The following is a 17,494-nucleotide window of genomic DNA, read 5'->3' as shown; positions in this document are numbered from 1 at the left end:
GCGGCCATCGGCGCATACGGCCAACGGGGCGTGCAGCAGGCGCAGTTCAGGCACCGCCCCTGGCGGTTCGGTCGGGCTGGCAGCGGGGGCACCACACCGTGCCGCGGCCCGCGAGGCGTCTCCGGCACAGGGTCGCGCCGCAGCGCGGGCAGGTCGCCCCGGAGTCGTCGCGGCGCCCGGTGAGCCAGGACCTGCGCGGCGGTACGCGTCCGGCGCGTACCGCTGACCGCAGGGTGCGGCGCAGCTCCGTGTACAGGCGGCCGCACTCGTCGGCGGAGAGCGCACCGGCCCGGCGGGCGGGGTGCAGCCGGGCGCGCCACAGGATCTCGTCGACGAGCAGATTGCCGAGTCCGGCCAGTGCCGACTGGTCCATGAGGACCGACTTGAGGCTGCCGCGCCGCCCGGCGAGCACCGCCTCCAACGTCCTGCGGGTCACCGTCGCCGCATCCGGCCCCTGATCGCTCAGCATCCGGTCGAGACCGGCCTCGTCGACCAGCCACAGGCCCTGGAGTTTGCGCTGGTCGCGGTAGCGGAGCTGGCGTTCGCTGCCCACCGTGAACACCACCCGGTCATGGGCGTGCGGCGGGTCGGCGGGGCCGGCGCACACCAGCTCGCCGGTCATCCCGAAGTGCAGCAGCACGGTGGGGCCGTCGGTGTGCGCGAGCAGCCACTTGCCGCGCCGCTCCGGCTCGGCGAACCGGCGGCCGGTCAGCTCGCGGCGCAGCCGCCGGGCACTCACCCCGTGCAGGACGCCCGCGTCGTACACCTCGGTCCGCCGGATCAGCCTCCCCTGCGCACAGGAGGCCAGAATCCCCCGGAACGCCTCGACGTCGGGCAGCTCGGGCACGGCGTCACCCGCCGGTCCCCGGGGGCGTGGAGCCGGGCCCGAGGGCGCGCAGGCCCTGGAGGAGCAGCCCCAGCCCGAACTCGAAGTGGGCCGTGAAATCCGTACTGGTCAGCACCGGCAACGCGGCGGCCAGATGGGGGTACTGCCCCGGCGTCACCGCCGCGCACAGCAGGTCCGGGTCTGCCGGCCCTTCGTCCGCCGCACCCTGGAGGGCGGCCTGCTCCTCCAGGGTGTGGCCGAGGGTGAAGTTGACGAGCGTGAGGGCGGCCCGGGCGGCGGCGTCGGCGGCGAAGCCCGCCTCCCGCAGGACACCGATGAGGGCGTCGGCGAAGCCGAGGGTGTGTGCGCCGGTGGCGTGCGTACCGGCGTAGACGCGGGCGCCGTCGCGGCGGCCGAGGAGCGCCGTACGCATCCGGCGGGCCAGTTCGGCCAGCCGCTCGCTCCAGTCCGGGGACGAGAGCGGCCGTTCGAGGCAGTCGGCCAGCAGCACCTCGGCCATCGCGGTCAGCAGCTCGTGCTTGGTCGCGAAGTAGCGGTACAGGGCACCGGCCCGTACGTCCATCGCCTCGGCCAGCCGCCGCATGGTGAGCGCGTCGAGCCCGACCTCGTCCAGCAGCGCCAGAGCCGCCTCGACGGTACGCACCTGGTCGAGCTTCGGGGGCCGGCCACGACCCGTGGGGGCGGCGGACCGGGCGCCGGGAGAGCTCGGAGAGCTGGGAGGGCTGGGAGGGCTGGGGGTTGACGCGGCGCTCATGACTCTCACTATAGTGAACGGCGTTCACGTGAACACTGTTCACTAAATCGCGCCCAGCAATACGGGGAGACAGCTGATGGATGCGGCTATCGACGGCAACGCCCACGTCCACGTCAACACCGACACCGACGTCGATGTCGATGTCGATGTCGATGTCGATGTCGATGTCGATGTCGATGTCGATGTGATCGTGGTGGGTGCGGGACCGACCGGGCTGATGCTCGGCGCCGAGCTGGCGTTGGGCGGCGTACGGGTGCAGATCCTTGAGCGGCGGACCGAGGCGCAGCGGCAGTCGCGGGCGCTGACCCTGCACCCCCGCAGTGTCGAGCTGATGGACCAACGGGGCCTGGTGGAGCGCTTCCTGGCACGCGGGCGAGCCGTACCCGGGTGGCACTTCGCCGGACTGGACACCCGGCTGGACTTCAGCGCGCTGGACACCCGGCACGGCTACACGCTGTTCCTCGCCCAGGCCCGTACCGAGCAACTGCTCGCGGAGCGCGCCCACGCACTCGACGTGCCGATCCGGCGCGGATACGAGGTGGTCGGCCTGCGCCAGGACGACGGCAGTGACAGCGGCCGAGGTAGCGACGACGGGCGGGGCGGGCGCACGGACCCGGGCCGTGTCGAGGTGGACGTCCGCGGGCCCGGCGGTGACCTGAGGACCGTACGCGCTCGGTATGTGGTCGGGTGCGACGGCGGACGGAGCGCGGTGCGGCGGGCCGCCGGTATCGAGTTCCCCGGCACCGACGAGACCCTGACCGGCGCACTGGGGGATTTCGCGGTCGTCGATCCGGCGGCCCTCGACCGTGCGCGTGCCCATGGCGTACTGATCGCCCCGCTGGAGCCAGAGCCGGAGCCAGAGCCGGAGCCGGAGGACGAACGGACGGACGGCGGCCCGGCGGAGGGGCGGCCGGGAGGCCTCACCCGGATCGTCCTCGTCGATCCGCGGCGGATGCGCACACCGGCCGCCGAGCCGCTGACGCTGGAGGAGTTCCGGACCTCCCTGGCGGACATCTGCGGCACCGACTGCGGTGTGGCGCAGCCCCGTTGGCTGTCGCGCTTCGGCAATGCCACCCGGCTCGCCGCCCGTTACCGCGCCGGTCGTGTCCTACTGGCGGGCGATGCCGCGCACATCCACTTCCCGGCGGCCGGCCAGGGCCTCAACACCGGACTCCAGGACGCGATGAACCTGGGCTGGAAGCTCGCCGCCGAGATCAACGGCTGGGCGCCGCCCGGGCTGCTCGACAGCTACCACGCCGAGCGCCATCCGATCGGACAGGCGGTCACGGAGAACACCGAGGTCCAGACGCTGCTGATGGAGCTGACCCTGCTCCCGCCGTATCAGCGCCCGGCCGCCGCGCTGCGCAAACTGCTGACGGAGCTGCTGGGCATCGAGGAGGTCAACCGGCGTCTGGCCGGGCGGATTTCCGCGCTCGACACGGCCTATCCGCCCACCGCCGCCGACGCCGACCCCCTGGTGGGACGACGGATGCCCGATGTCGCCCTGACGGCGGCCGACTCAACGGCCGGCCGCGCCCATGAGCTCCTGCCGCCCGGCCGGTTCGTCCTGCTGGACCTCGCGGGCGACGAGGAGCTGAGGCGAACCGTCACCACGGGCTGGGGGCCGCGGGTGACCGCCCTGACCGTCACCCGGCACGAGCACCGCACCGACCTCGACGGGGTACGCGAGATCCTCATCCGCCCCGACGGCCATATCGCCTGGGCCACCCGTACCCCGGCGCTGCCGGCCCGCCGCATCGAGCGACACCGCGCCCTGACCGACTGGGCCGGCCGCCCCGCACGGCGCTGAGCGATTTCGGGGTACCGAGCCGAGAGGTACCGTCCTGCGTCTCGTCCGCGGCGCGTCGTGGCCGGTCGCGACACCATCCTGGTCACCGGGGCCGCCGGCACCGCAGGCAGCCGCCTCGTGCCCCGACTCCTCGCTCTGAGACACCCCGTCCGGGCCGCCGGCCGCCGCGCCTCCGAGCTGCCCGGCACCCGGCCCGTCCTCTTCGACTGGCACGACCCCGCCACCCACGACGCCGCCCTGCCGAGAGCGGCCCGGCTCTACCTCGTCCCGCCCACCGCGGCCCCGAACCCGGCCGCCGTGATGCTGCCGTTCCTGACACGGACCCGTACGGCGGGAGTGCGCCGCGCCGTCCTCCTCAGCTCCTCCGCCCTCCCTGCCTGCGGCCCGGGAGTCGGGCAGGTGCACGCGGCGCTCCAGGACCTCTTCGACGAGTGGGCGGTCCTGCGGCCCTCCTGGTTCCTGCAGAATTTACGCGAAAGACTGGTGGCGCAACGGCCAGGCGCAGGGAGGCTGAGTGCCTGCCCTTCCCCTCTCCTTACCGGTGGTCGTCGTCATGTCGGCTGTAACGCGGCGGCGAACTGCGGAAGTGCGACGAGCAGTAACGCTGTCCCCATCTCGATCCAGCGGTACTTGGAGCGGATGATCGCGCTGGTGCGCCGGACGGAGTCCAGCAGCGGACCGGTGGGGTCGTGCGCGATACGGGCGAAGGCGTGGCTGAGGCCGTCGCCGTCCTCCCCCCGTCCGATGTGCTCGAAGTAGCCGGGGCCCGCCAGGTTGGGCTTCCGTCCGCCGCGCCGTCGGGGGGCGATGGCGGAGACGAAACAGACGATGGCCAGCAGCGCGGTGCCGACCGCGCCCCACCACAGCACATCCGCCTTCCAGGAGGCGGCGGCCTGATGCGTCGCGGCACCGCGGGTCACCGTGATGAAGGCGCCGAGCACCGCGCCCATGAAGCCCAGCAGCACCGCGGCCTTGGTGTCCGCTCGTGCGATCTCCACGCCGTTGGCGGCCAGGAAGCGTTCCATCGCCGCCAGGGTCTCCGGGCGCGGCGTCCCCGGAGCGGCGCCGGACTCGCGGCGGTCACGCAGGGTCCGGTGCGGCTGACGGTGCAGGCGCGGAGCCGGGCGCCGGCGCGCCACGGCGGCCCCGGCCCGCGCAACCCGCTGCGGCACGGGGCGCACCGAAGGACGGCGGACGGCCGCGCGCCTCACACCGACCACTCCTTCGCCGTCCCGCGCCAGTGGCCGTTCGCCCCCGGGGCCCCGGGCCCCTTGTCCGCCGGCGCTTCCTGCGGTGCCGACGGTGCGGGCACCCGGCGTCCCAGCCCGGCGAGCCGGTCCCGCAGCAGACCGGAGAGTTCCTGCCGCTCCTGCTGCGTCAACTCGCCGAGCAGACCTGCCATTTCGTCCTGCCAGTTGGTCTCCTCCTTGAGCAGGTCCCGGTGGTTCACCGACCAGTCCAGCACCTGGCTGACCTGGTCGGGGTGCCGAACCAGCCAGAGCGCCGCCAGCGACACCGGGCCGTTGCGCACGGCCTGCTCGCAGAACTGGAACTCCTCCCGCCGGTTGGCGGTCCAGGAGTACGGCAGTCCGGCCGCGCCGGGCTGGCCGAGCCGCAGCTCGCCCTCCGATTCCTGCCCGCTGATGTCCGTCACGCGATAGGTGAGGCCGAGACCGTCCAGCTCCTGCGGCGCGGCGAGGTCCTGCATGATCTCGGGCGCGCCAAGGGTCTGCCCATCGGCCGCGTGGGCGTCCTCCAGGTGACGCAGCCGCCGGTCCAGCTCCTTGCGGACCACGTCCCAGCCGTCCGCGGTCCGCGAGCGCACCACCTCCACCGGGTCGTGCACCCACCACAGCACCCGGAGGTCCACCGACTCCGTGCCGTAGGCGGTGGGCAGTGCGACGCTCCGGGTCCCCGACTGCTCATGGAGCTGGACGTGGAAGGCGCTGTCGTAGCCGCCCAGCAGCCTGGGCGCGGACGACGCCTGCACGACCACTTCATCGGTTGCCCCGAGCGGTGTCCGCTTCCGGGAGCCCAGTACCCGGTATGCGCCGCTGTGCTCCCGCAGCACCAGGGCCCGGTCAAGGCGGCCGGACCAGCGGTGTCGCAGGATCTCCCGCCAAGGGGCCTGTGCGGCGGGGGCGTAGACGGGCTGGTTGCTGTCGGTCGTCATGACGTACTCCCGTTCGAGTGGGTGCTGCCGTTCACCGGCTGCCATGGCTGCTCGCCGTTCCGCCAGGTGTTCAGAGCGTCCCGGGCGATGGCGAGTCCGGCGAGATCGGGGATATCCGCCCGGTCGATCACGACGAAGAGGCGGAACACCCCGTGCCGGAAGTCCGCCGCGAGCGCGCTGAGCAGCGTCTCCACGGCCGTCCGCGGCAGGTCGCCCCACGTGGCCATCCGGCACCACCAGAGCACCGCGTTGCAGGTCGCCACGAAGCGCTCCTCGTCGTTGAGTGTCCGGTGGACGAGGTCGATGATCTGCGCCGCATATTCGCCGTCGTTGACCAGCTGTTCCTGACACCACGAGGTGTTCTGGAGCAGTTGCGGAAACGTCCAGAGCGCGATGTCGGCCAAGGCCCCCTCGCCGTCGGCCCATTCGGCCAGATGCCGGAAGACAGTGGCCTGGCTGCCGGAGGCGAACAGATCGCCCAGCGCGTCGCGGACCGCCCGGTCCACGGTGTGCTCGTGCTCGTCGTCCAGGCCGCGGGGCACATTCCGCAACAGCCGCATGGCCACCTCGGGACGGGAGGCACCGAAGTCCGCACCGCAGGTGTAGGCGACGGTGGAGCGCACCTGCCAGCTCTGCTGCGCGCTCCACCGGCTGAGGCGGTATTTGACCTCGCGGGCCAGGACGGGATCTCCGGCCGCCATACCCAGCGCGTACGCGGCGATGGTGCGGCTGCTCCGGCGCGAAGACCTGGCGAGGGTGCCGATGTGCTCGAGAGCCCGGCGGCCCCCGCCCCAGCCGGCGGCCCGGCCCATCACCCGGCCTACCGGTTCGGTCAGCTCTTGCTCGTTCTTGAGGTCTGCCATCCACTCGGTCAGCAGACCGGAGAGGTGTCCGTACTCCCGCCAGACATGCCGCAGCACGGCCTCCGCCTGCCGGTGGCGGGTGAAGCGCACGGCCTCCACGGCATAGGTGTAGCCCGAGTTGGAGCGGATCTCCCTGGGGCGGCGCTCTGCCCGGACGCTCCACAGGAGTTCGTCCAACGACCGCCGGAAGACGAACTGCGGATTGGGCCGCGGCTTCCGCTCCCGGTGACGCCGCCCGTCCTCGTCGGAGCCGTCGGCACCCTCCGGCAGTACGGAGCTGAGCCGCCCGTCGGCCAGTTCCAGGAGCCGCTCCGCCTCCTCCCGCACGATCCGGTGGTCCAGGCCCTCGAACACACAGGTCGCGAGGAGGAAGGCAAGCCCGTCGGCGTCGTCCCGCAGCTGGGCGAGCAGGTCCGGCACCTCACCCTCCGCGAGGAAGCTCAGCCTCTTCTGGATGTCGGCAAGGTCCGGCCCGCCGTCCTCCGCGGTGGCCACCGCGGCCACCAGCTCGGCCACCTGGGCCGGCACCAGCTCCGGGGCGAGCAGCTCGTCCAGCAGGCCGGGCGCCAGGAGGGCCAGGCGCCGGGCGCGCTCCGACGGGTCCGGCACCGCGTCCGCGAAGCGGGCGTCGAACACCGCCCGCGCGGCCGGTGGCGTACACCGGACGGGAGTGACATGGAGTTCGCGCGACAGGCGCCGGACCAGCTCAGGGGCGTCCGGCAGCACCACCACCATGCGGGCGTCGGCCGTACTCAGAAGGCTCTGGAGATGGCGGACCATCCCCGGCTTCAGGGGGTACTCGGGCAGCAGCCCGTCCACCAGATAGCCGCGGGTGTCGCGGTGCTTGGGGCGCCAGGAGGCGAGGTTCATATCGCCGTCGACCGCCCGCAGGCTCATGCTGCCGCCGGTGTGCCGGTGCAGCAGGTTGAGCGCCGCGGTGCGGCGGCCGGTACCGGGCTCGCCGGTGAGGAACAGCAGCCGGCTGTCGAGTTCGGCCAGGGCCGCGGGAAACCAGTCGGGCTCCGCGAACCCGGCCTTCGCAGCGAGGATCTCGACCGCGGAGATGGGCCCCTCGTGCGCCTCGACCCGCCGCCCGCCGGTGCCGGTGGCGCCCCCGCTGTTCTCCACCCGCTGGCCGCCGTGCACGGAGCCGGTGTTGATGTTGGCGTGCGGAGCAACGATCACCGGGTACGGCTGACGGCCGAACGGCAGACCGGCGAACTCCCCGCCGTGGAGCGCGTACTCCGCCGCCACCTCGTCGAAGTCCCCCTCGTCCGGGTCCGCGAAGCCGATATCGCCATCGGGCGGCTCTCCGCCCGCTGTCTGCGGTTCCGGTTCCTCGCGGGACGCCCCGTCGTTCTGCTGAGGGATGTCCGGACGCGCGTCGTCGGCGCTCATCGGCGGCCCTCGTGCTTGTCGCCGTGGACCGTGTCGCCCTGATTGCCGTGCACCGTGCCGGCCTTGTTGCCGCCGACGTAGTCACCACCGAAGCGGTCGCCACCGACGTAGTCGCCGCCGATGTAGTCGCCCCCGGTCTCGACGTTCTGAACGCTCTGACCGCCGTACACAGTCCCGCTGTTGATGTTCCCGCGGTCGGCCCGGTTGCGCACCTGCGGGGCGGCGGCCCGGCGCGCGGCCCTCCGGGAATCCTCAGCGCGCTCGCTACGCCCGGACTCGTGGTCCTCGACCACCCGGTCCCCGAGGATGCGACGGTCGTACAGGTTGCCCGACGGGGCCGGGACATACAGCCAGGCCGCCTGTTCGAACCGCTTGCCCTCAACGGTGGCCGGCACCTGGAGGAAGTGGTCGGGATGCCGTCCGGTGTAGCCGCTCACCACCGCGTCCTGGTAGCAGCGGTCGGAGAGGATGGCCGCGACCTGGGTGATGCTGGCGCTGGAGGCCGCCAGCATGGCCTTGACCGGGCGCGAGTCGAGCAGCCGGTGGGTGTCGTTCCGCGGTGTGCCGTTGCCGTCGTACTCCTGCCCCGCGTCGGGCAGCGGCCCGATGTGCAGGCTCACCCTGAGCCGGATGCGCACCGCGCCCGTGGAGTGCAGATGGAACTCGGTCAGGACGTCCTGGAGGGTGCTCAGCCAGGGGTGGATGACGAAGGGCATCTTCGCCGGGTCGAACCCGAAAACATATCCGTCGCCGGTGGAGTCGGGGAACCTCCGCTCCGCCCAGACCTCGGCGATGCCGGCCCGCTCGAACGAGGTCTGGAGGAGCTGCGGAATGGCCCGGCTGATCGCGCCGTGCTCGATGGCCGGATATCCGGTGAAGTCCTTGGCGTCGACCGCGACGATCCCCCGGTACGGCGGCAGCAGCCGGCTGCGGGAATAGGGCTGGGCACTGGCTTCGGGCAGGTCCGGGCGGGACGGTGACATCGGAACTCCTTGGCTTTCCCGTGCGGTCTTCACCGGGTTCACGGACGGGCGACGGGCCGTCCATGGACCGGGGCTGAATCCCTCGTTCAGCTCCACGTCCCGAGTCTCGCGAGCGACGGTTCCTCGGTGTGCACCCGTAGTGCACTGACGGCGTGACGCGCGCCACACCGGACGGGGCGTCAGCTCCCAGACGCGGCGACCATCCGGCGCAGAGTGGTCAGATCCCCGAGGACGATGCGCTTCCGTCCGGCCTGCACATCGCAGGACTCCAGCTCGGCGAGCGTCGCCGAGATCGTGTTACGGGAAATACCCAGGTACTGGGCCAGTTCATGACGGGTGAGGGCCAGTTCCAGCGGCTCGCCGGGTCGGCCGCCCGTCTGCCCGGAGATATCGGCCAACCCCACCAGGGTGGCCACCAGCCGGGTCAGGGTGTCACCGCCGCCGCGGGCTTCGTCCGACTCCCGCATCCTGGTGAAGGCGTACCGCACCAGCACCGGAAACAGGTCGTGGTCCACGACGAACCGCAGGAACTCCGCCTTGCCGATGACCCCCACGGTGCATGAGGAGATGGTCTCCACGCTCGCCGACCGTACGTCGTCGTCCAGCACCGCGACCTCGCCGAGCAGCTCCCCCGGACCGCGGAACGCCAGCAGGGTGAGATCCCCGTTCCGCTCCCGACGGAGCACCTTGGCCACTCCGCTCAGCACGGCCAGCACATGCGTCCCGGGTTCTCCCTGACGGAGCATCATGCTCCCGGCCGGATGCCGGCGCTCGTAGACCTGACCCAGCAGGTCCCGCCAAACCGCGTCGCCGACGAAGTGCCGCAGTGTCCGGCCCGCCGGGACCGGCGCTCCCCCTCCGATCTCACCCATATGCCGAGCCTAGAAGATCTCCTCCCACCGCGACGGCGGAAGGCGGTGACGGGAGCCGGCCCCGCCCGGCTCCCTCGCACCTCAGCCCCCCTCAGCCCCCTCAGCCCCCTCAGCTGTGCCTCAGCCCGCGCGGACCGGACGTACCTGCCGCCCCGGACGTCCCGGGTTCCCCGCGTTCACCGGGTCCACGGGGCTCGCACTCGCCGAACTCGCGGGCCGCTCCCGGCGCTCCGTGCCGTCCGCGTCCTGCGGGGCCTCCGGGTACTCGGAGTGATCCAGGCTGTCGGAGGGGTCGGCGCTGCCTGTGGTGTCCCGGGCTACGTCGGAACGGCCCGGGGTGTCGGAGTCATCCATGTCATCCGAGCGGTCCGGACGGTCGGAGGAGTCCTGACCGTCGGAACGGTCCGGGCTGTCCGAGCGATCCTGGTCGTCCCGGCGGTCCTGGTCATCGCGGCGATCCTGGTCGTCCCGACGATCCTGGTCATCGCGGCGATCCTGGTCGTCGCGACGATCCTGGTCGTCCCGACGGTCCTCGTCGGCGGACGTGACCGGTTCCCGGGGGCCGTTCGCGCTCAGTTGGAGGCTGCCGAATTTGGCGTTGAGCCAGGAGCGGGCGCGCACGACGGTCACCACGCGGCCGGTGCAGTCGCGGCCGGTGTACAGGACGAGGTCGGTGGGGGTGTCGTTGTCCACCTCGCCGTAGCCGTCCCCCACTCCGTAGCAGTGGTCGTCGCCGGGGTCGAGGATCTCGTGCGGCCGGTTCTCGGGCCGGGTGTGGTACGTGATGACGCCGGTGACGGCATGTGCGCCGGAGGGAGCGAACGCGACGAGCCCCCCGGTGAGAGCCAGCGCACCAAGGAAAGCGGTCTTGCGTCGCACAGTCGGAACTCCTGTCAGCCATGACGGCGGGCCGGTCCTGGGTCAGGCCCTTACGGAATGTCGCCATGTGGGGTTCCCGACGCCCTCTCGGGATATTCACCTCGAAGGGGAGATTCACCGAGCAGCAGCACATTTCGGGCCGCCTGGGCGCGCCGACCGGCCGTGTCACCGGCCGTGTCACCGGCCCCGCCGTCATCGGCCGCGCCAGTGGGTCAGTCCGCCCGGACCGCCCGGACCGGGCGGACGCTGCCCAGCCAGAGGACGTCGCGGGCGCGGGTCATGGCGACGTAGAGCTGACTGCGTGCCAGTTCCGCGCGCTCGTGGGCGGTTTCGGCGGGGGCCGGGCCGTCCGGGGGCTCCGGGGTCCCCTTGGGCAGATGGGCGTCGTGCTGCGGCAGATAGACGCGTTTGAATTCCAGGCCCTTGGCGCGGCGGTAGCTGCCGAGTTTGACGGCCTCGACCGGGTGTCCGTCGTAGCGGTCGAGCGCGCAGACGGGCAGGCCCGCGCGGGTGAGGAGGCGCTGGTAGTGCTCGATGGCGCGCTTCGAGGGGCAGAGGACGGCGGAGCCGGCCAGCTCCTGGGGTGTCAGGGCGCGCAGGGCGGTCAGCAGGGCCTCGTCGTGCGCGGCGGGGGTGGGCAGTACGGCGCGCTGCACCTCGCCGTCGTGGTAGGTCAGGTCGACGTCCCGGCGGCCCGGGGTGCGTGTGCCGTCGAGGTCCTCGAAGGCGTCCTCGGCGACCACGGAGAGCGCGGTGTCCACGATCTCCTTGCTGTTGCGGTAGTTGGCGCGCAGCACCTGGCCGCGGTCGCCGCGGATGTCGATGCCCGCGTCCGAGAGGCGGAACCCTCCCGGGTAGACGGCCTGTTGGCCGTCCCCGACCAGGAGGAGGCCGTTGGGGGTGTCGCCCACCAGGGCATGCAGCAGGCGCACCCCGACGAGGGTCAGGTCCTGGACCTCGTCCACGACGACGGCCGTGTAGGCGCTGTGGCCGGTACGGCCGGCCGCCTCGGCGAGCGCCAGGGAGAGCACATCGTTGAAGTCGTGGACGGCGCGCTCGGTGCGCTGTGCCTCGTACGCCTCGTACAGGGACCAGACGGCCTGCCGGTGCGGGCGGCGCAGACCGGCGCGGCGGCGACGGCGCGGGAGGGCGGCGTACTCCTCGAAGGAGGTGAGGCCGCGGCCCTTGATGACGTAGTCGATCTCTTCCCGCCAGTACGGGTGCAGCGGATCGATCTCGGTCAGACAGCTGTTCCGGCCGACGTGTTTCCAGGCGAAGCTGAAGGCCGTCTCCGCCTTCTCCTTGTGCAGATGGACCGGGACGCCCCGGTCGCGCAGATACTCCTGCGCCCAGGAGTGCAGGCTGCGGAAGTCGACCCGGTCGGCCACCGCCGGGGCCATGGTCTTCAGGAAGGTGGCCTGGACGCGGGGGAGGTTGTTGGCGAAGGTGACGTACAGGATGCGGCCGTTGGTGCGCTGGGCGAGGTAGGCGGCGCGGTGCAGGGCGATGACCGTCTTGCCGGTGCCGGCCGGGCCGCTGATCCTGGCCGGGCCGGCCCAGTTGCGCCGTACCAGCGCGAGCTGGTCGGGGTCGAGGAAGGTCATCCACTGCTCGATGGGGGCCCGGCGCGCCTCGTCGAGGGCGGCTTCCCGCAGCCCGTCGAGGTCGAAGAGGCCGTCGGACCCGTCGGCCGGCGGCCGGGCGGCGGCGGCCGGGGTGCGGGCGGCGGCGTCCGGCGTGCGGGCGGCGGGCGGGGCCTCGTACTCGGGGAAGGCCCGCTCCAGATGGTCGGCGAGGGCCCGGACGGACTCCGCGGACAGCCGGGTGCGCTCCGACAGCAGCGCCGGTCCGATCTCCCGCTCGCCCAGCAGCCGTATCCGGCCCAGCTCCGCGTCGACCCGGTGCCCCGCGAAGGCCAGCAGCGGACGCACCGCCACCGGGGACATCCCCAGGGACGCCACCGCGCTCTCGGCTGCCTTGGTGACCGCGAGCAGCTTGCGACGGTGCTCATCGCGGGAGAATCCCCCGGCCCGCAGCCGGCCGCCCGAGGCCTCGGGTGCGGCCCGCCAGTTCTTGACGTCGATGACGAAGACCCCGCCGGGGCCGATCAGCAGCATGTCGACATTGGCCGCGCGGGTGCCCGGCCAGCGCCGGTCCACGAGCAGCCGCCAGCCCCGCTCGGTCAGCATCAGCAGCTGGGCGGCGACCCGCCGTTCCCCCTCGCTCGCCGCCTCCCAGCGCTCGGCCCGCTGTCGGGCGGCCTGCCATTGTTCGCGTAACAGCCGCTCCTGACGGCGGGCCTGCTGCGCCCGCCGTGCCGCCGAAGCACCTGCCGACCCGCCCGGTGCACTCCCTGCCGCCATCGCTCGCCCCCTGACCGCTCGCCCCCGTAGGCATGGGTCATGAACCATAGGTCGATGGCACATGACGCGAAAGTGCGCACGGGAGGGGCACGGGCGCATGGCGCGGGGAGTCCGCGGCCGGCGGGCCCGGCCCCGCCTCGGGCCGATGCCCGGGGCCGACACCAGCGCCCAGCCCGACGCCGGCGCCCGGCCCGCTCCGCAGCCGGCGAGGGAGTCCGCGGGCCGGGCCGCCGCCCGTCTACCCCACCCGCGCGACCGACCGGAAGAGGCGGGCCGCGGACGTGCCCAGACCGGTCGGCGCGCCCACCCGGCCCGGCGAGCCCGTCGGGTGGCGCAGCTCGGAGGCCTGGTAGCGCCGGCAGTCCCGGTGCCAGATGAGGATGCCGGCCATCCAGCGCTCCAGCTCGCGGACATAGCCGTCCAGCGCCTCGCGCTCCTCCGCCGAGAGCTGGAAGTCCTCGCAGACGACCGGGAGTTCATGGGCCGCGACATGCTGGAACTCGCGCATCCGCGAGGTCATGAGGTCATGGACGATGGTCAGCGCGGTCGGGTAGTCGCAGCCGAAGAAGGTCTGGACGACCAGGATGCCGTTGTGGACCTCCCCCTCGTACTCGATCTCCTTCTGGTACGAGAAGACATCGTTCATCAGGCCCGCGTAGTCGGCGGCGGCGTTCTCCAGTGAGCGCAGGGTGCCGGTGCGGTAGATCTCCGGCGGGACCTGCCGGCCACGGCCGATCCGGCTCAGGCTCATGGTGAGGTCGGCGCCGAAGGTCGCCCGGCGCATCTCGATGTAGTCGACCGGGTCGGGGATGCGGTTCTGGATCTGGTTGTCGATCTCCCAGAGCCAGCTGGCCGTCATGGTGTCGACGGCTGCACGGAACTCCCGGCGCGCCTCAAGACCCATGGAGCCCGTCGTACGGGGCCACAGGTCCGCCAGCCCGCGTTCGAGGGCGTTGACCGGCTCCGGTGCGGGCGTCGTGGCGTCGAGCGGCATGAAGGCCGACAGCCGCTCGGTGCACACCCTGGCCGAGGCGATGTCGCGGGTGCGGCCGAAGACCGCCGGGTAGTAGTCGTCGGCGTAGGTGCCCCAGGCCAGCCAGGCGGCGCTCAGGTCCAGTTGCTCCGGGGTGGCGTCCGGATGGATGCCGGCCGCGCACAGCGCCAGATCGTGCCGGATCATCGCGGGCTCGTCCCAGACGTCGGAGAGCGGCACCCCGGGCTGCGGCTGGAGGATGCCCATCCGGTGCGCCCAGTCGAGGAGCCGCTGCCGGGCGCCCTCCAGATGCGGGCTGAGGGTGGTGGTGAACGGCATGAAGAAGTCGGGGAGTCGGGACGGTCCGACCTTCCGGTGCGGGAGGTGGGTGCCGCTGCGGAAGCGGAGCGCACCGGCCGTGGCCAGGGCGGTGTCCAGGTCCGCCGCCGAGGTGCCGAGTCCGCCGAAGGAGAACGGCGACCAGGGCTGCGAGCGGCCGGCCGCGGCCCCGCCGCCGTTCATGTAGCGGCTGGAGCGCATATGCCATTCGTGGCCGCCGGACTGCCAGTCCTGGAGCCCCTTGGCGTACGCCAGCACATCCGCGCAGGACGCCGGATCGAGGCCCTTCTCCAGGAAGAGCGCGGGGAGTTCGGCGACGACGGTGTTCTCGAACTGCTGCAGCCGGGAGGTGATCAGATCGTTGACGGCGTCCGCCGCCTCCTGGGTGGTGCAGTCCAGGAACGTCTCCAGCACCAGGACGCCATTGCTCAGCTCGCCCTCCTCCTCCGTCTCCCGCTGGTAGGAGAACAGGTCGTTCCGCAGATGGACGGCGTCGGAAAAGGTGTCGCGCAGTACCCGCAGCGGCCGGGAGGCGGCGACGGCCGCGGGCACCTCGGCGCCGGTCGCGTACTCCACCAGGCCCGCCGACCAGGGCGCGCCACCGACCTTGCGGCGCATCTCGATGTACTCGACGGGGTTGGGCACGCGGTGAATGTTGATATTGGACAGTTCCCACAGCGACTCGTTGAGCAGATGCTCGGTGCTCTCGGCGAACCGCCGCCGCCAGTCCATGGACATCCGCGGCACCGTGCGCGCCCACAGGTCGGCGAGCCCGGCCTCGACAGGGTTGACCGGCTCCGGGAGGGGCGTCGTCAGGTCCATCGGCATGAAGGCGGGCAGCCGGTCGAGGTACTCCTTGCCGCCCTTCCGGTCCAGCGTCCGCTTGAACGTCTCCAGGAAGTGGTCGTCGAAGAAGAAGACCCAGACGTACCAGTCGGTCACCAGCGAGAGCGCATCGGCATCGCAGTCCGGGTGGGTGTAGGAACACAGCAGGGCGTAATCGTGGGAGTCGAGGTCCTTCTCCTCCCAGATGTCCGAGCCCTCCAGCATCCCCATGTCACGGGCCCACTTCTTGGAATGGGCCCGCGCCGTCTCCAGATGCGGGTTCAACCGCGCCGGATGGGGCGTGTAGAAGTGGGGCAATTCAAATGGCTGTGTCACCGGTGCCGGCCTCTCCCCATACGTACGGAAGGAAGGCGCGTTGCACCACGCCCTCCTTGACGGGGGCAGCGCTACCCCAGGGGTCAGCGCCTTAGGCCTTATGGAGGAGGAGCTTCCGCCTCCGCTCTCCTTCGGTCCGGAGTGCTCCGAACCGGGTTCATTTCTCGCTGACTTGTGGCACTTTTCTTTCGGCCGCGCTACCGGTCCGGCCGCTCACCGCGGTCCGCAGGGCGAGTGCCGCCAGCGCCTCCGGGGCACCGGCCTGGCCGCGGATGCCGGGGAAGGCGTTGATGTCCACGATGAGGGGCGCACCGCCCCCGGCGTCGAGAAGATCCACCCCGTAGACCTCCAGCCCGAAGACCTCGCCGACCCGGAGCGCGGCGTCCGTCCAGCTCGCGGGCAGTTCGCCGACCGGCAGCGGCAGCGTCGGGCCGCGGCCGTCCGGGGCCAGCTCCGAGCGGCGCAGCGCGGCGAAGAGCTGCCCGTCGACCACCCACAGTTTGTGGTCCCAGCCGCTGTTCACGGTGAACTCCTGGACCACCACCGGCTCTTCGGGCCAGTCGGCGGCCAGTTCCCGCAGCTGTACGGCGCTGTCGGCGCGGGTCACCAGGTCCCGGCGCCGGCTGAACCGGCTCTTGATCACCAGCGGCCCGGCCGGGCCACCTTCCGCGGCCAGTTCCCCGAGGGTGGCCGCGAAGCGGGTGCCGGCGAACGGCAGCCCGTCCGCGCGGGCCACCGCGGCCATCTCCACCCGGTCCTGGCACCGGGCCGTCGCCGCGGCCGAGTTGAGCACCGGGGCGCCGTGCTCCTCCAGGAGCGCGGCGAGCGCCAGCGCCCGGGGCGTCCGCGCCTTGAGGAGATAGACATCGGCGAGCGAGGAGAGGTCCGGGCCCGGTCCCTCGGCGCCCGGGTCCAGGGTTTCCACCTGGTGCTCCGGGGTCAGCAGACCGGTGACCGCGGCGAGCAGCGGATGCCCGGGGTCCGCGGTGAGCAGACAGATCCTCACCGGCCGCCGCCGATCGACGCCGCGGGCCGGGCGGGGCGGGGAAGGGGCTGCACGGTGAACGGGGCCGCCGGGGCGGCTGGGGCGGCTGGGGCGGCCTCCCGTACGGATGCCTCCCGTGCCTCCCGCGCCTCCCGTGCCTCCCGCACGGACGTCGCCCCTACGGACACCTCCCGTACGGACGCCTCCCCTACAGACGCATCCCGCCCCCTCGTCCCATGCCGGGCCAGGTCCAGGACGGCGGCGGACACCCGGGCGACCGCGTCCGGCACCTGGCGGAAGCTGGGGAAGTCATTGATGTCGACGATCACCGGGCCGTCCGGTCCCAGCAGGATGTCGACCCCGTAGAGGTCGAGGCCGAAGACGTCGCCTATCTCGGCGGTGATCCGGGCGACTTCGGGGGTGAGCGGTACCTGCCGTTCGCGGACGGCGTGGGCGGGGTGCAGCGGGGAGCACCGCTCGGTCGCGTACAGCTCACCGGCGACGCTGTACACCTTCAGATCCGTACCGGAGTTGGGGACGTAGGGCTGGGCGATGAGCAGTCCGCCGTGCGGGCCGTCCGGTGCGTCCGGGCCGCCCGGCGCCACCGGGACCGGCAGCCGGTCCGGCGTCGCCACCAGCCGGACGGCGCGCCCTGAGCTGCCGTCGGCGGGCTTGACCACGAGGGGGAACTCCGCCTCCGGTATCTCCGCGAACTCCTCGGGACGGGCCGCCGCATACGTCACGGGAACGGGCAGCCCCTTGCTGCGGGCGATCACCGCGGCCAGCGCCTTGTCCCGTACGCCACGGATGGCCCGGACGTCGTTGACCGTCGTCAGCCCGACGGAGGCGGCCGCTTCCAGGAGGGTCAGGCCCGGACCGCCGGAGACGGTCTTGAGGACCCAGGCGTCGTGGCTGCCCGCCTGTATCGCCTCGGATATCCGGATCAGCGAGCGGCCGGGCCACACCACGTCCACCTGGTGGTCCCAGGCGCGGAGTTGGTGGATCACCTCCAGGGGCATGCCGTCATGGCGGTACTGCTCCTCCACCAGGAAGCAGAGTCTCATCGGGCACCCTCGTCATCGCCGCACGTCCAC

The 17,494-nt window shown here is 72.4% G+C and carries 13 protein-coding genes; 1 reads left to right on the top strand and 12 read right to left on the bottom strand.

The window, feature by feature from the left end:
- Positions 1–46 precede the first annotated feature (46 nt).
- Both NUT86_RS22390 and NUT86_RS22385 read right to left on the bottom strand, forming a co-directional pair.
- Positions 47–847 (bottom strand): Fpg/Nei family DNA glycosylase, encoded by an 801-nt coding sequence (locus NUT86_RS22390; protein WP_274737286.1) that lies wholly within the window; start codon positions 845–847, stop codon positions 47–49.
- A gap of 4 nt (positions 848–851) precedes the next feature.
- Entirely contained in the window at positions 852–1,601 is a 750-nt protein-coding gene (locus NUT86_RS22385) for a TetR/AcrR family transcriptional regulator (RefSeq protein ID WP_342456254.1), read from the bottom strand.
- 76 nt (positions 1,602–1,677) lie between these two features.
- Here NUT86_RS22385 and NUT86_RS22380 point away from each other — a divergent pair, with 76 nt between their 5' ends.
- Positions 1,678–3,411, top strand: coding sequence for an FAD-dependent monooxygenase (locus NUT86_RS22380; RefSeq protein WP_274737284.1), 1,734 nt, complete (start codon positions 1,678–1,680; stop codon positions 3,409–3,411).
- 551 nt (positions 3,412–3,962) lie between these two features.
- On the opposite strand, the gene NUT86_RS22370 is transcribed toward NUT86_RS22380, so the two are convergent.
- The 10 genes from NUT86_RS22370 to NUT86_RS22325 all read right to left on the bottom strand — a co-directional run bounded on the left by NUT86_RS22370 (position 3,963) and on the right by NUT86_RS22325 (position 17,464).
- Complete coding sequence (locus NUT86_RS22370; protein WP_274737283.1) at positions 3,963–4,583, bottom strand: Pycsar system effector family protein; 621 nt, start codon at positions 4,581–4,583, stop codon at positions 3,963–3,965.
- Between the two features lie 35 nt (positions 4,584–4,618).
- Complete coding sequence (locus NUT86_RS22365) at positions 4,619–5,584, bottom strand: hypothetical protein (RefSeq protein ID WP_274737282.1); 966 nt, start codon at positions 5,582–5,584, stop codon at positions 4,619–4,621.
- Positions 5,581–7,845: a hypothetical protein gene (locus tag NUT86_RS22360; RefSeq protein ID WP_274737280.1), complete on the bottom strand. Its 2,265-nt coding sequence runs from the start codon at positions 7,843–7,845 to the stop codon at positions 5,581–5,583. The genes NUT86_RS22365 and NUT86_RS22360 overlap by 4 nt, the downstream gene beginning before the upstream one ends.
- The gene (locus tag NUT86_RS22355; protein WP_274737279.1) at positions 7,842–8,828 is read right to left on the bottom strand and encodes a hypothetical protein; all 987 of its coding nucleotides are present in this window, start codon (positions 8,826–8,828) and stop codon (positions 7,842–7,844) included. The genes NUT86_RS22360 and NUT86_RS22355 overlap by 4 nt, the downstream gene beginning before the upstream one ends.
- Positions 8,829–9,007: 179 nt before the next feature.
- Positions 9,008–9,700, bottom strand: a complete 693-nt coding sequence (locus NUT86_RS22350) for a Crp/Fnr family transcriptional regulator (RefSeq protein WP_274737277.1) — start codon at positions 9,698–9,700, stop codon at positions 9,008–9,010.
- A 120-nt stretch (positions 9,701–9,820) separates the two neighbouring features.
- The gene (locus tag NUT86_RS22345; RefSeq protein ID WP_274737275.1) at positions 9,821–10,579 is read right to left on the bottom strand and encodes a chitin-binding protein; all 759 of its coding nucleotides are present in this window, start codon (positions 10,577–10,579) and stop codon (positions 9,821–9,823) included.
- A gap of 212 nt (positions 10,580–10,791) precedes the next feature.
- On the bottom strand, positions 10,792–12,942 hold the full coding sequence (locus NUT86_RS22340; protein WP_274737273.1) for a nuclease-related domain-containing DEAD/DEAH box helicase: 2,151 nt from the start codon (positions 12,940–12,942) through the stop codon (positions 10,792–10,794).
- A gap of 238 nt (positions 12,943–13,180) precedes the next feature.
- Positions 13,181–15,415, bottom strand: coding sequence for a family 2 encapsulin nanocompartment cargo protein terpene cyclase (locus tag NUT86_RS22335; RefSeq protein WP_159487162.1), 2,235 nt, complete (start codon positions 15,413–15,415; stop codon positions 13,181–13,183).
- A gap of 157 nt (positions 15,416–15,572) precedes the next feature.
- Complete coding sequence (locus NUT86_RS22330) at positions 15,573–16,421, bottom strand: ATP-grasp domain-containing protein (RefSeq protein ID WP_274737271.1); 849 nt, start codon at positions 16,419–16,421, stop codon at positions 15,573–15,575.
- Positions 16,418–17,464 carry an ATP-grasp domain-containing protein gene (locus tag NUT86_RS22325; RefSeq protein ID WP_274737269.1) on the bottom strand — a complete coding sequence of 349 codons (1,047 nt, stop codon included), beginning with the start codon at positions 17,462–17,464 and terminating at the stop codon, positions 16,418–16,420. The genes NUT86_RS22330 and NUT86_RS22325 overlap by 4 nt, the downstream gene beginning before the upstream one ends.
- Positions 17,465–17,494 lie beyond the last annotated feature (30 nt).

The organism is Streptomyces sp. G7(2002) (assembly GCF_028870195.1).
Classification (GTDB): domain Bacteria; phylum Actinomycetota; class Actinomycetes; order Streptomycetales; family Streptomycetaceae; genus Streptomyces; species Streptomyces nigrescens.
The sequence above is the reverse complement of the archived record's forward strand: the minus strand, read 5'-3'. Positions and strand labels throughout refer to the sequence as shown.